Raw genomic sequence first — 13,214 nt, 5'->3', positions numbered from 1 at the left:
CAGGGGTGTCCTGGAACTGTGGACAACCGGGGGCGTTGTGGATAACTGGTGGGGTCAGCCGCTGAAGGGGCCGTCCTCCGGCAGCCGGAGATCGGGTTTGTCGAGCTCCTCGACGTTGACGTCCTTGAACGTGATCACCCGGACGTTCTTGACGAACCGGGCGGGCCGGTACATGTCCCACACCCAGGCGTCGGACATCCGCACCTCGAAGTAGACCTCGCCGTCGGCGTCGCGGACCTGCACGTCGACGCCGTTGGCCAGGTAGAACCGCCGTTCGGTCTCGACCACGTAGGCGAACTGCCCCACGATGTCGCGGTACTCCCGGTAGAGCTGCAGCTCCATCTCGGTCTCGTACTTCTCGAGATCCTCCGCGCTCATCTCCCCGCGCGCCCCTCCTGGTCGTGCCTGTCCCGCCCGCTACTGCGGGGGTCCACCATTCTGGACCACGGCGGTCGCCGCCACACTCAGCGCCACCCGGTGTGGCGCGCGCATCCCGTGGGCGAGGCCCGCGGCGGCGACGTTGGCGTAGGACCAACGGTGTTCGTGGCTGGGGCCGTGCTCGCGCAGCGCGCGCGTGTGCAGCCCCGTGCAGTACCCCTTGTGCACGTCGAACCGGTACTCCGGCAGCCGCTCGTGCAGGTCGGTCATGATCCGGTCCCTGGTGACCTTGGCCAGCACGGACGCCGCCGCGACGCAGGCCGCGGCCTGGTCGCCCTTGAGCACCGGCATGCTGGGCGCGGTCAGGCCGGGCACCCGGAAGCCGTCGACCAGCACGTACCCGGGGTGGGTGGTCAGCCTGGCCACCGCGCGCCGCATGCCCTCGATGTTGGCGAAGTGCACGCCGGTGAGGTCGACCTCCGCGGTGGGCACGACCACCACCGCGTAGTCGACGGCGCGGGCGCGGACCAGGTCGAACATCCGGTCCCTGGCGGCGGCGGTCATCAGCTTGGAGTCGGTGAGCCCGTCGAGGCGGGCGGCGTCACCGGGGCGCAAGACGCAGGAGGCGATGACGAGCGGCCCGGCGCACGCGCCCCGGCCTGCCTCGTCCACACCGGCGACGGGCCCCAACCCGCGCCGGTGCAACGCGGTCTGTAAGCCCCATGTGCCCGTGTCACGCCGCAACACCGCCCTGGGGGGCCGCAGCGACTGATCCAGCATCTCCGTCACCGCTTCCCCCTGCGCACCGGTACCAGCGAGCGCGTCCGCCTGAGCAGCCACAACGTCGGCCACGCCGCGGCGAGTCCGACCCCGGCCGGGAGCGCCGCCTGCCACGCGGGAGCCGAGAGAGCCTGCGGGTTGTGGTCGCCGACCCCCTGCCACCGCGACGGCGGCAGGATCACCGCGCGCACCTTGCCGATGACGTTGTCCACCGGCACCAGCCCCTGCTGGCCGCCCCCGCCCTGCACCCGGGAGTCGGCCGAGTTGTTGCGGTTGTCCCCCATGACGAACAGCTTGCCCGGGGGCACCGACACCGCGTCGAACTCCTCCTGCTGCTGGTTGCGCTCCGGGTCCCAGTAGACGTAGGGCTCGTCGAGCGGTTTCCCGTCGACCAGCACCCGGTTGTCGTCGTCGCAGCACTCGACGGTCTGCCCGCCAACGGCGATGACCCGCTTCACCACGTCGTCCTCGTCGGGCGCGGCGAAGCCGAACTTGGCGCCGACCCCCTGCAGCCACCGGACGAACCCGTTGCCCGAGCGCGACGCGATGAACTCCGCCCGGTTCCACGTGTCGGGCCTGCTGAACACGACGACCTCGCCCGGCTCGGGATCGCCGAAGGTGTAGACGAGCTTGTCGACGACGACGCGGTCGCCGGTGCAGCCCGGGCAGCCGTGCAGGGTCTGCTCCATCGACTCCGACGGGATCACGAACACCCGCGCGATGAACGACTGGATGATCACCGTCAGCACCAGCGCGACCACCAGCAAGATCGGCAGCTCCACCCAGAACGGGCGCTTCTTGCGCTGCCGCTTGGGTTTCGCGGCCCCCGGGCGCTCGTCCTCAGGGGTCTTGTCCTCGTCGGGCGCGGAAGATCCTTCGGACACCCCGGCAGCCTATCCGGCCCGCTTGCCGTGCCCGCGCACCAGCACCCCGCGAACCAGTACCCCGCGCAGTCGCCTGCCCAGCCACAGCGTCGGCCACGCGGCGGCGATGCCGATGCCCGCCGGGAGCCCGGCCTGCCACGCGGGAACCGCCAGCGCCTGCGGGTTGTGGTCGCCGACCCCGCGCCACCGCGACGGCGGCAGGATGATGTAGCGCGCCTTGCCGATGACGTTGTCCACCGGCACGAACCCGTTGGCCTTGCCACCGCCCTGGATGCGCGAGTCCGCGGAGAAGTTCCGGTTGTCCCCCATGACCCACAGCATCCCCGGGGGGAGGGTGATCTTCGCGAACTTCAGCTGGTCCTCGTTCGGACCGAAGGTGCGGTTGATGTAGGGCTCGTCGAGCGGTTTGCCGTCGACCAGGACGCGTTGCTCGGCGTCGCAGCACTCCACGGTCTGGCCCGCGACCGCGATGACCCGCTTGACCACGTCCTCGTTGCTCGGCTCGGCCAGGCCGAACTGCGAGCCGAAGTCCTGCAGCCAGGCCACCGCGGCGTTGTCCGAGCGGGTGACCGGTCCGTCGGCGTCCCAGGTGTCCGGCCGCTCGAACACCACCACGTCGCCGGGCTCGGGGTCGCGGAAGTAGTACACGACCCGGTCGACCAGGATCCGGTCGCCCGAGCAGCCGGGGCAGCCGTGCAGGGTCTGCTCCATCGACTCCGACGGGATCACGAACACCCGGGCGATGAACGACTGGATGATGATCGTCAGCACCAGCGCGACGCCGATCAGGATCGGCAGCTCCACCCAGAACGGGCGCTTCTTCTTCTCCGGCTTGGCCGGTTCGCCCCCGTCGGCCGTGTCCGCCTGCTCGGTCCGCTCGGCGCTGCCGGTGTCCGGTGTGGCCCGCGGTGGGCCGGATTCGGCTGTGGTGTCCGGTTCGATGACGTCGAGATCCTCGGTGCCGCGTCCGTCCCCTGGCACGACACCGTGTGCGTCCGACAAGCTATTCAGCCTTCCTGGGTGTGAGTGCGTACTTCACGCGGCGCGAGAGCCACAGCAACGGCCAGGCGGCGGCCAAGCCGACACCCAGCGGAACCCCCTGCTGCCACCCCGCCGCGGACAACTCCGGACCCGCCTGCGGGTTGTGGTCGCCGACGCCGCGCCAGCGCGACGGCGGGAGCACGATGTAGCGGGCCTTGCCGATGACCTTGCCAAGCGGGACCACTCCGCGCACACCGCCACCACCCTGGAAGCGGGAATCGCTGGAGTTGTTCCGGTTGTCGCCCATCACCCACAGCGTGCCCTCGGGCACGGTAACCCGGGCGAACTCCTTCTGCGAGTTGGGGTTGCCGCCCTCCCAGTAGATGTAGGGCTCGTCGAGCGGCTTCCCGTCGACCAGCACCCGGTTCTGCTCGTCGCAGCACTCCACGGTCTGGCCGCCGACGGCGATCACCCGCTTCACGAAGTCGCGCTCGTCCGGCGGGGCGATGCCGATGAAGGACCCGGCGTAGCGCAGCGCGCGGGTGACGGGGTTGCTGCTCTCGTTGGCCGCCACGTCGTGCTCGGTCCAGGTGTTGGGGCCCTTGAACACGACGACGTCACCGGGGGTCGGGTCGCGGAACATGTAGACGACCTTGTCGACGAAGACGCGGTCACCGCTGCAGCCGGGACACCCGTGCAGGGTCTGCTCCATGGAGCCCGAGGGGATCGAGTAGACGCGGCCGATGAAGTGCTGGATCAGGAACGTCAGCAGCAGCGCGACGCCGATCAAGGTGAGGATCTCGCGCCACAACGGCTGCCTGCGCGGTGGGCGGCGGTGCCTACCGCCCTTGGGGCGCTCTTCCTGAGCGGTCTTCGCGCGCCTGCGCTTGGACGTGGAGGTGGGGATCTCCTGCGCGCGCGACCGCACACGCGGGATGAGAGCGGTGAGGTCGACGTCCGGGACGTCCGCGGGCGGCTTGGCCTTCGCTGCCTCTTCCGCTTCCTCGACCTCCCAGTCGGCGGGCTCGATCAGCTCCGACAGCTTCACCGACGGCTGGGCGGGGTCCTTGCGCGGGGGCTCGACCGGACCCGGCACCGGCAGGTCCGGGCGGGACCGCTGGCCCGCGGCGGGGAGGTCTTGGCGCGAGTGGTGATCGACCGGCCCCACGACGGGGAGGTCCGACCGCGAGGGGGAATCGGGTCGGCGCTGCGGACCGACCACCGGCAGGTCGGCCCGGGAGCCACCGCCGAGGTGGGTCGGCGGCGGGTCCACCCGCGTGGGCGGGTAGGTGGTCCGCGACACCGGGACGGTCTCGTCGGTGTCGTCTTCGGTCGGCACCATCTTCGAATGATGCGCGCCGGTGACCTGCGCCACATCACCAACCGGGGGTGGTCCCGGGGTGCCGCCCGGACGGGTGTACCCGTCGGGGCGGGGACTCGGGCGCTCGGCGGCGGAGCGGGTCGCGGCGGCCGGGAACCAGTCCGCGGACGGCTCCTCGGGCAGCGGCGCGCCGAACCAGAACTCGGGGTCGGCGGGCGCCACCTCAGGCAGGTCGGGCACCTCGGGGACGGGGGGTTTCCGCCGGATCGGCTCGGTGCGGGCCTCGCGCCCGGGAACCGGCTTGCCGTTCACCCGCGAACCGTTGACCTGGGACCCGTTGACCGCGGCGCCGTTGACCTGCGGCGGCCCCTGGACCGGGGCGCCGTTGACCTTGGCACCGTTGACCCGGTGCCCGTTCACCTCGCGCTTGATCGGTTCCGTGTGCTTGACCCCCTGGTCGGCACCGGCCGCGCGCTCGTGGTCACGGGTACGGTCGACCGCCTCCCGACGGGAGTGCTCCGACTCTGCCACGGCGTCCGGTGGCACACGGTGAGGAGGGCGGTCGACCACGCACGTGAGCGTACGTGAGCGGGTGTGCTGGCCGCGTCAGGAAGCGGTCTGCGGCTCCCGCTTCTCCTTGATCTTGGCGGCCTTGCCGCGCAGCTCGCGCAGGTAGTACAGCTTCGCCCGGCGCACGTCGCCGCGGCGGGCGACCTCGATCTCGGCGATGTTGGGGGTGTGCACCGGGAAGGTGCGCTCGACCCCGACGCCGAAGGAGACCTTGCGGACGGTGAAGGTCTCGCGGATCCCGCCGCCCTGGCGGCGGATGACCACGCCCTGGAACACCTGGACGCGCGAGCGAGAACCCTCGATGACGCGAACGTGGACCTTCAGCGTGTCACCCGGGCGGAAGTCCGGGATGTCGGAACGCAGCGACTTGGCGTCCAGGGCATCCAGGGTGTTCATCGGTAGTCCGTCCTCGTCTTCGTCACGATGCTTCGTACGTCCCGGCCAGGGCGGCGTCGTGCCGAACTGCCTGGCGCGGGTGGTCTGGTGGGACGCGCCGGGGGCGCGTCAACCCGGAAAGTATGTCAGACCCGGTCGCCGGACCCGAAATCGGCCCCCGCACGCAATGTGTCCAGCATGGCCCGATCGTGTTTGTCCAGGTGCTCGGGCGGGAGCGCGGCCAGCAGGTCGGGCCTGCGGGCGAAGGTGCGCTCCAGCGAGCGGTCCCGCCGCCAGCGGGCGATCGCGGCGTGGTTGCCTGAGCGCAGCACGTCGGGCACCGGGCGGTCGCGCCACACCTCGGGCCGGGTGTAGCTGGGGCCCTCGAGCAGGCCGTCGGAGAAGGAGTCCTGCTGGGCCGAGACCGGGTTGCCCAGGACACCGGGCAGCAGCCGGGCCACGGCCTCGACGATCACCATGACCGCGACCTCGCCCCCGACGAGCACGTAGTCGCCGATGGACACCTCGTCGACCCGCATCCTGGTCGCGGCGTCGTCGACGACCCGCTGGTCGATGCCCTCGTAGCGGCCGCAGGCGAACACCAGGCGCTCCTCTGCCGCGTACTCGTGCGCCAGGGCCTGGGTGAACGGCCGACCGGCCGGGGTGGGGACGACCAGCCGGGGTGTCGGCCCGGCGCACACCTCGTCGAGCGCCTCACCCCACACCTGCGGCTTCATGACCATGCCGGGGCCGCCGCCGTACGGGCTGTCGTCGACCGCCTTGTGCACGTCGTAGGTCCACTGGCGCAGGTCGTGGACGCCGAGGGTGAGCAGGCCGCGCTCGATGGCGCGCCCGAGCAGCGCGCCGCGCAGCGGCTCCAGGTACTCGGGGAAGATCGTGACGACGTCGACGCGCACTAGTCAGTCGCGCCTTTCGCTTCCACGGCGTTGTCCGGGTCGATCAGGCCCTCCGGCGGGTCCAGCACGACCCGGCCGCCGCGCACGTCGACCACGGGGACGATCTCGCGCACGAACGGGATCAGGACCTCGGTGCCATCGCGGTCGATGACCAAGAGGTCACTGCCGGGGCCGTGGGTGACTTCCCGAACCGTGCCGACCCGGGTTCCGTCGACCAGTTCGGCGGACAAGCCCGCCAACTCGTGGTCGTAGAACTCGTCGGGGTCGTCTATAGGCGGCAGGTCTGCCGTGTCCGCGAGCAGGAGGGCCCCGCGCAACGCCTCAGCGGCGGTGCGGTCGGGGACCTCGGCGAAGCGGACGAGCAGCCGCCCGGCGTGTTGCCGGGCGGCTGACACCGTCAGCGGGCGGTGCGACCCGTCGCGCAGTCGCGCGGTCACGGTCGCCTCCAGGGCGAACCGCAACGCCGGGGTGTCCGTGCGCACGTCCACGGCGAGCTCGCCGTGGATCCCGTGCGCCTTGGCCACCCGGCCGACCGCGACCAGGTCCTGCTTGTCCATCGCTCGACCCGATCAGTGGTCGGTGTCGACCACGTCCACCCGGATACCGCGACCGCCGACCCCGGCCATCACGGTCCGCAGCGCGGTCGCGGTGCGGCCGCCCCGGCCGATCACCTTGCCGAGGTCCTCCGGGTTGACGTGCACCTCGAGGGTGCGGCCGCGCCGGGTGGTGACGAGTTCGACCTGCACGTCATCGGGGTTGTCCACGATGCCGCGCACGAGGTGTTCGAGGGCGTCCGCGAGGGCACTCACTCGGCCGCGGCCTCCGCCTCGGCGGGGGTGTCCTCGACCTTGCGCGGCGCGGACTTCTTCTTCGGGGTGGTCGCCTCGGTGCCGGGCTCGTCGCCTGCGGCCTTGAGCGCGGCCTCGAACAGCTCCTGCTTGCTCGGCTTGGGCTCCTTGACCCGCAGGGTGCCCTCGGCGCCCGGCAGGCCCTTGAACTTCTGCCAGTCGCCGGTGACCTCGAACAGGTGCTTCACCGGGTCGGTCGGCGTGGCGCCGACACCCAGCCAGTACTGGGCCCGCTCGGAGTCGACCTCGATGAGGCTCGGCTCCTCCTTCGGGCTGTAGCGGCCGATCGTCTCGATCGCCTTGCCGTCGCGGCGGGTGCGGGCGTCGGCGACGATGATGCGGTAGTACGGCGCGCGGATCTTTCCGAGGCGCTGCAGCTTGATCTTGACAGCCACGGGTAGGGGTGCTCCTCAAAGCTCTCGACATGCGGTGCCGGGCGCGGCGGTCCCGTGTGGGGTCGGGACCGCGCCCGAAGGTTTCGGGTGTCACGGCACGGTGAGAGGGTCCGGCCACGACGGACAGCCACCAATTCTGCCAGACGCGGTCCCGGGAGGAGAACTCGCGGGGGTCTATGCCGCGAACGGGGTGGGGGTGACGCCCGCTTCTTCCAGGGCTCGGCGGACCGCGCGGGCGTGGTGCACGGCCCCGGGTGTGTCGCCGTGCAGGCACAACGACCGCGCGGGCAGCGCCAACACCGTGCCGTCGACCGCGACTATCTCCCCGGCTTCCGCGAGGCGGATCGCGCGGGCGACCACAGCGGCGGTGTCAATGAGCAACGCCTCGGGTTCGCCGCGCGGGACAAGGGTCCCCTCCGGGGTGTAGCCACGGTCGGCGAAGGCCTCTTCGACACCTGCGGCACCTGCTTCGGCCAGCAGCCGCGACCCCGGTAGGCCGAGGATCGGTAGGTCTCCGAACGCGCGAACCCCGTTCACGACCGCTTGGGCTTGAGCGTCGTGGTGGACGGTGGCGTTGTAGAGCGCACCGTGCGGCTTGACGTAAGAGACGCGGGTGCCCGCGGCTCGCGCGAAGGCCTCTAGCGCGCCGATTTGGTAGAGGACCTCGTCGGCGAGTCTGGCCGGTTCGACGTCGATGAAGCGGCGACCGAACCCGGCAAGGTCGCGGTAAGACACCTGGGCGCCTATAGACACTCCCCTAGCCGCCGCAGCAGCGCAGACCGAGCGCATGGTGGAGGCATCGCCCGCATGGAAACCGCAGGCGACGTTAGCGGAGGTGACGACATCCAGCAGGGCTTCGTCATCGCCGAGCTGCCAGACGCCGAAACCCTCGCCGAGGTCGCTGTTGAGGTCGAGGTCGCTCACGAGTGCATCACGCCCAGGCTGATGAGCAGGACGGCGAGCGCGGGTGTGAAGTTGTTGACCTGGTGGGCAACGACACTGGCGCCCAGCCGCCCCGTGTAGAGCCTGGCGAGGCCGATGGGGATGCCGATGACCAGCAGCAGCGAGGTGCGAAGCGGCTCCAGGTGGCTGACCGCGAAGATCGCGGTGGTCAGCGCGAAGACCGCCCACCGACCCCACCGCAGCCGTTCGAGCGCGCCCCAGAGCAGGCCGCGGTAGATGATCTCCTCGAACAGCGGGCCGACCAGCCAGACGTAGAGGAACAGGGTGATCGCGGCGGCCACCGGCATGGTCTGGTTGTCCACCAGCGTGCCCAGCGACGAGGTCGCGTTCTCCTCACCGACGACCCTGGTCCAGATCGCCGCCGCGACGGTGGTGCACACCAGGCCGATGAGGCCGAACTTCAGGCCCGCGCGCAGGTCGTCGCGGTTGTAGGACAGCCGCAGGTCGATCTTGGGGCCGTTGCCGCGCACCCAGGTGACGACCAGGGTGGCGAGGGTGGCCAGTGCGGTGGGGACGATGGTGCCGACCAGGATCACCGTGATCGAGTCGGTGGAGTCCGGGCCCGCGAGGCCGATGACCGCGTTGATGACCACCGCGGACATCACGAAGACGGCGAACACGAGCAAGAAGGCGCCGAAACCCCATTTGTGGTCGCGCTGGGGTTCGGCGGCGGGCACAGGTGGGACTTCCGCCGCGGGCGCGGCGGTGGGCTCACCGGGCGGAGGTGGTGCCATCGCTTTCCCCCGTCATCCGTGGCGATTCCTGCGGTGCGCAGAGACTAACCGGGGTGGTCGTGGCCGCCCGGCCCGATCACCCGACGATCCTGCCCCTCAGGATGATCCTCTTCGGGGCACGCAGCACTTCCAAATCCTTGCGCGGGTCCTGCTCGAAGGCGAGCACATCCGCCGCGGACCCCTCGTCCAGACCAGACCACCCCAACCACGCCCGAGCGCCCCACGAGCCCGCCGCGATGGCGTTCTCGGCGGACATACCGGCCCGGTGGAGGGCGACGATCTCGTCGACGATGCGCCCGTGGGCGATGCCGCCGCCCGCGTCCGTACCCGCGTAGACAGGCACACCGGCTTCGATCGCCTGGGCGACCATAGAGCCCGCGCGAGCGTGTAGGTCGACCATGTGGCTCGCGTATGCGGGGTACTTGGTGGCCTTAGCGGCGATGTCGGGGAAGTTCTCGATGTTGATAAGAGTGGGAACCAGCGCGGTCCCCCTCTTGGCCATTTCGGCGATGACGTCCGCCGAGAGACCAGTGCCGTGCTCGATGCAGTCGATGCCCGCGTTGATCAGACCGGGTAGCGCCTCTTCACCGAAGACGTGCGCGGTGACCCGGGCTCCGGCGGCGTGGGCAACGGCGATCGCCTCGGCGAGCACCTCATCCGACCAGAGCGGGGCGAGGTCGCCCCGGTCGCGGTCGATCCAGTCGCCTACGAGCTTGACCCAGCCATCACCCTCGGCGGCCTGCTCGGCTACCGCGGCGGGCAACTGCTCCGGATCACCGACGTCGATGCCCAAGTGCGGGATGTAGCGCTTAGGGCGGGCGATGTGCCTACCGGCGCGCACGATCCTCGGCAGGTCCAACCGCTCTTGCAGCGGCGTCGTGTCTATAGGCGATCCGCAGTCGCGCAGTAGCAGCGCACCCGCATCACGGTCGGCCACGGCTTGTTCGGCCGCGGTGTCCAGATCGACAGGGCCCTGGGGGCCGATGCCGATGTGGCAGTGCGCGTCGACGAAGCCGGGGAGCAGGTAGCCCCCGTCGACGACGGTCTCCGCCCCCGGAACCGGGTTGGTGCGGACGCGACCGTTGACGATCCACAGATCGCGTTCGTCCTCCCCGGGGAGCACGACCCCGCGCAGGTGCAGCGCGGTCACGGCTGCTTGGGGAACTTGAGCCGCGAAGGGTCGAACCCGGGGGGCAGGCCGTCGAGGCCGCCGAAGGCGGGCGGGAGCTGCTGCTGGTTGCCACCGGGCGCGGTGGGGAAGCCGCCGGGCAGCCCGAGGCGCTTCTGCGGCGGCGTCGGCCCCTTGCCCTTCTTCCCCTTCTTGCCCTTCTGCTTGCGCTGGTTGGCCCGCCCGCCGCCCGGCATGCCGAAGCGGCCCGCCATCTGCTGCATGACCTTCTTGGCCTCGAAGAACCGGTTGACCAGGTCGTTGACGTCGCGCACCTGCACGCCGGAGCCGTTGGCGATGCGCAGCCTGCGCGAGGCGTTGATCATCTTCGGGTCCTGGCGCTCCGCGGGCGTCATGCCCCGGATGATCGCCTGCAGCCGGTCGATGTGCTTCTCGTCGACCTGGGCCAGCGCGTCCTTCATCTGACCGGCGCCGGGCAGCATGCCCAGCAGGTTGGCGATCGGGCCCATCTTGCGCACGGCCAGCATCTGCTCGAGGAAGTCCTCCAGCGTGAGCTCGCCGGTGCCGATCTTGGCGGCGGCCTTCTCGGCCTGCTCCTGGTCGAAGTGCTGCTCGGCCTGCTCGATGAGGGTGAGCACGTCGCCCATGCCCAGGATCCGCGACGCCATCCGGTCCGGGTGGAAGGCGTCGAAGTCCTCGAGCTTCTCGCCGTTGGAGGCGAACATGATCGGGACACCGGTGACCTCGCGCACCGAGAGCGCGGCACCACCGCGGGCGTCGCCGTCGAGCTTGGTCAGCACGACACCGGTGAACCCGACGCCGTCGCGGAAGGCCTCCGCGGTGGACACCGCGTCCTGACCGATCATCGCGTCCACGACGAAGAGGACCTCGTCGGCGGCCACCGCGGCCTTGATGTCCGCGGCCTGGCGCATCAGCTCCTCGTCGACACCGAGGCGACCCGCGGTGTCGACCACGACGACGTCGTGCTGGCTACGGCGGGCCTCGTCGATACCGCGCCTGGCCACGTCGACCGGGTCCCCGACGCCGTTGCCCGGCTCGGGGGCGAACACCGCCACACCCGCGCGCTCGGCCACGACCTGCAGCTGGGTGACCGCGTTCGGGCGCTGCAGGTCACAGGCGACCAGCAGCGGCGCGTGGCCCTGCCCCTTGAGGTAGCGGGCGAGCTTGCCAGCCAGCGTCGTCTTACCGGCACCCTGCAGACCGGCGAGCATGATCACCGTCGGCGGGGTCTTGGCCAGGTTGAGCCGCCGGGTCTCACCGCCGAGGATCGCGACCAGCTCATCGTTGACGATCTTGACAACCTGCTGCGCCGGGTTCAGCGCCGCGGACACCTCAGCGCCCTTGGCGCGGTCCTTGACCTTGGCGATGAAGGCGCGCACCACGGGCAGCGCGACGTCGGCCTCCAGCAGCGCGATGCGGATCTCGCGCGCGGTGGTGTCGATGTCGGTTTCGCTCAGCCGCCCCTTGCCCCGCAGGTTCTGCAGGACCGAGGTGAGCCGGTCGGAGAGGGTGTCGAACACGGGTGCGGCACTCCAGCCTTGCGGGTCGGATCGGTCGGCCGCGGCGCTGGCCCGGTGGATCGGCGTGACGCGGTCTTGGGGTCGAGGGTAGTCGGCCTGGGGGGCAGGCTGCCCGGACGTCTCGGTTCTGACCATTGGATGGGGTGTGGACAGGGTCGGCTCGTCGCTTCGCGCCTTACGCTGGATCCTCGCCTCGGCTGCGCCATCGGCTGGATCCGCGATTTGAGTGCAGGCTCGATGCGGTGGACCTGTTTTGTGCGGGGCCCCTACGACAGCCGTGGCAGGACCGCAAAAGCCGGGGCCGAAAAGCATGGCCCTGCAGCGCGACAAAGCTACGGCTGACGTCCCCCCACACAAAACAGGTCCACCCCATCGAGCAGTTGGCACCAGCGACTTCCGGGAGCGGTGGTTGGGCTGGGTGGGTCGGCTCGGTGGGTTGGGCTGGCGGGGCTGACCCGGGGGGCTGGGTTGGGCGGGCTGGCTCGGGGGGCTGGTTTGGTGGGCTGGCTCGGGGGCTGGGTGCGGCGGCTCGATGGGGCGGACTTGTTTTGTGTGGGGGTGGCGGCAGTCGTAGCGTTGTGCGCTGCAGGGCCATGCTTTTCGGCCCCAGCTTTGCGGTCCTGCCACGGCTGGTGCAGGGGCCCCGCGCAAAACAAGTTCGCCCCATCGAGCAGTTGGGGGCGGCGGCTTCCGGGAGCGATGGCTGGGTTGGCGGGGCTGACTCGGGCGGCTGGGCTGGGCGGGCTGGCTCGGGGGCTGAGTGCGACGGCTCGATGGGGCGGACTTGTTTTGCGTGGGGGAGCGGCAGTCGTAGCGTTCTGCGCGGACAGGGCCATGCTCTTCGGCCCCAGCTTTGCGGTCCTGCCACGACTGGCGCAGGGGCCCCGCGCAAAACAAGTTCGCCCCATCGAGCAGTTAGAGGCAGCGGCCCCCGAGAGCAGCCGTGAGGCTGACGCGGCTCACTCGGGCGATTGGGTTGAGTGGGCCAGCTCAGGGGGCTGCGCGCGGCGGCTCGATGGGGCGGACTTGGTTTGCGTGGGGGAGCGGTGCCCGTAGCGTTGTGCGCGGACAGGGCCATGCTTTTCGGCCCCAGCTTTGCGGTCCTGCCACGGGTGGCGCAGGGGCCCCGCGCAAACCAAGTTCGCCCCATCGAGCAGTTGGGGGCGGCGGCTTCCGGAAGCAGCGGCGGGGCTGGCCCGGGCGGTTGGGGTTGGGTGGGTTGGCTTGGTGAGCCGGGTGGGCACCGGCGGCTTACGGGAGCGATGGCCGGGCCGGGTGGGCTGGCTCGATGAGCTGGGTACGTGGGCTGGCCCGGGAACCGAGTGGGTGGCCTGGCCGGAAACCGAGTGAACTGGCCTGCCGGTGAGCCGGGGTGGGGTGGCCGGCTCGGAGACGGAG

The 13,214-nt window shown here is 70.9% G+C and carries 14 protein-coding genes; all 14 read right to left on the bottom strand.

Annotated features, from left to right (window positions below; all coding sequences use genetic code 11):
- Positions 1 to 54 precede the first annotated feature (54 nt).
- The 14 genes from JOD54_RS15495 to ffh all read right to left on the bottom strand — a co-directional run bounded on the left by JOD54_RS15495 (position 55) and on the right by ffh (position 11,816).
- The gene (locus JOD54_RS15495; RefSeq protein ID WP_018682033.1) at positions 55 to 378 is read right to left on the bottom strand and encodes a DUF2469 domain-containing protein; all 324 of its coding nucleotides are present in this window, start codon (positions 376 to 378) and stop codon (positions 55 to 57) included.
- A 39-nt stretch (positions 379 to 417) separates the two neighbouring features.
- Positions 418 to 1,158 (bottom strand): ribonuclease HII, encoded by a 741-nt coding sequence (locus JOD54_RS15490; protein WP_204456302.1) that lies wholly within the window; start codon positions 1,156 to 1,158, stop codon positions 418 to 420.
- Between the two features lie 5 nt (positions 1,159 to 1,163).
- A complete protein-coding gene (lepB, locus tag JOD54_RS15485; RefSeq protein ID WP_204451204.1) occupies positions 1,164 to 2,042 on the bottom strand; it encodes a signal peptidase I in 879 nt (292 codons plus the stop codon).
- Between the two features lie 9 nt (positions 2,043 to 2,051).
- A complete protein-coding gene (gene lepB / locus JOD54_RS15480; RefSeq protein ID WP_307860076.1) occupies positions 2,052 to 3,023 on the bottom strand; it encodes a signal peptidase I in 972 nt (323 codons plus the stop codon).
- A 22-nt stretch (positions 3,024 to 3,045) separates the two neighbouring features.
- Positions 3,046 to 3,960, bottom strand: coding sequence for a signal peptidase I (lepB, locus tag JOD54_RS15475; RefSeq protein ID WP_372440404.1), 915 nt, complete (start codon positions 3,958 to 3,960; stop codon positions 3,046 to 3,048).
- A 990-nt stretch (positions 3,961 to 4,950) separates the two neighbouring features.
- On the bottom strand, positions 4,951 to 5,310 hold the full coding sequence (gene rplS / locus JOD54_RS15470) for a 50S ribosomal protein L19 (RefSeq protein WP_018682038.1): 360 nt from the start codon (positions 5,308 to 5,310) through the stop codon (positions 4,951 to 4,953).
- Between the two features lie 125 nt (positions 5,311 to 5,435).
- Positions 5,436 to 6,206 carry a tRNA (guanosine(37)-N1)-methyltransferase TrmD gene (gene trmD / locus JOD54_RS15465; RefSeq protein ID WP_204451202.1) on the bottom strand — a complete coding sequence of 257 codons (771 nt, stop codon included), beginning with the start codon at positions 6,204 to 6,206 and terminating at the stop codon, positions 5,436 to 5,438.
- Positions 6,206 to 6,763: a ribosome maturation factor RimM gene (gene rimM / locus JOD54_RS15460; RefSeq protein ID WP_204451201.1), complete on the bottom strand. Its 558-nt coding sequence runs from the start codon at positions 6,761 to 6,763 to the stop codon at positions 6,206 to 6,208. Before rimM ends, trmD begins: the two co-directional genes overlap by 1 nt.
- A gap of 12 nt (positions 6,764 to 6,775) precedes the next feature.
- Positions 6,776 to 7,015, bottom strand: a complete 240-nt coding sequence (locus JOD54_RS15455; RefSeq protein WP_092776549.1) for an RNA-binding protein — start codon at positions 7,013 to 7,015, stop codon at positions 6,776 to 6,778.
- The gene (gene rpsP, locus JOD54_RS15450) at positions 7,012 to 7,449 is read right to left on the bottom strand and encodes a 30S ribosomal protein S16 (RefSeq protein ID WP_204451200.1); all 438 of its coding nucleotides are present in this window, start codon (positions 7,447 to 7,449) and stop codon (positions 7,012 to 7,014) included. Before rpsP ends, JOD54_RS15455 begins: the two co-directional genes overlap by 4 nt.
- Positions 7,450 to 7,623: 174 nt before the next feature.
- Positions 7,624 to 8,373 carry a LamB/YcsF family protein gene (locus tag JOD54_RS15445; protein ID WP_204451199.1) on the bottom strand — a complete coding sequence of 250 codons (750 nt, stop codon included), beginning with the start codon at positions 8,371 to 8,373 and terminating at the stop codon, positions 7,624 to 7,626.
- Positions 8,370 to 9,146: a CPBP family intramembrane glutamic endopeptidase gene (locus JOD54_RS15440; RefSeq protein ID WP_204451198.1), complete on the bottom strand. Its 777-nt coding sequence runs from the start codon at positions 9,144 to 9,146 to the stop codon at positions 8,370 to 8,372. Before JOD54_RS15440 ends, JOD54_RS15445 begins: the two co-directional genes overlap by 4 nt.
- A gap of 76 nt (positions 9,147 to 9,222) precedes the next feature.
- The gene (locus tag JOD54_RS15435; RefSeq protein ID WP_204451197.1) at positions 9,223 to 10,296 is read right to left on the bottom strand and encodes an amidohydrolase family protein; all 1,074 of its coding nucleotides are present in this window, start codon (positions 10,294 to 10,296) and stop codon (positions 9,223 to 9,225) included.
- Positions 10,293 to 11,816 carry a signal recognition particle protein gene (gene ffh / locus JOD54_RS15430; RefSeq protein ID WP_204451196.1) on the bottom strand — a complete coding sequence of 508 codons (1,524 nt, stop codon included), beginning with the start codon at positions 11,814 to 11,816 and terminating at the stop codon, positions 10,293 to 10,295. Before ffh ends, JOD54_RS15435 begins: the two co-directional genes overlap by 4 nt.
- Positions 11,817 to 13,214 lie beyond the last annotated feature (1,398 nt).

The organism is Actinokineospora baliensis, from assembly GCF_016907695.1.
In the GTDB taxonomy this organism is placed as follows: Bacteria; Actinomycetota; Actinomycetes; order Mycobacteriales; family Pseudonocardiaceae; genus Actinokineospora; species Actinokineospora baliensis.
The sequence above is the reverse complement of the archived record's forward strand: the minus strand, read 5'-3'. Positions and strand labels throughout refer to the sequence as shown.

Coding starts and splice junctions, on each gene's coding strand:
- JOD54_RS15495 (WP_018682033.1), bottom strand. CDS start 378: ATGAGCGCGGAGGATCTCGAGAAGTACGAGACCGAGATGGAGCTGCAG.
- JOD54_RS15440 (WP_204451198.1), bottom strand. CDS start 9,146: ATGGCACCACCTCCGCCCGGTGAGCCCACCGCCGCGCCCGCGGCGGAA.
- rplS (WP_018682038.1), bottom strand. CDS start 5,310: ATGAACACCCTGGATGCCCTGGACGCCAAGTCGCTGCGTTCCGACATC.
- rimM (WP_204451201.1), bottom strand. CDS start 6,763: ATGGACAAGCAGGACCTGGTCGCGGTCGGCCGGGTGGCCAAGGCGCAC.
- JOD54_RS15490 (WP_204456302.1), bottom strand. CDS start 1,158: ATGCTGGATCAGTCGCTGCGGCCCCCCAGGGCGGTGTTGCGGCGTGAC.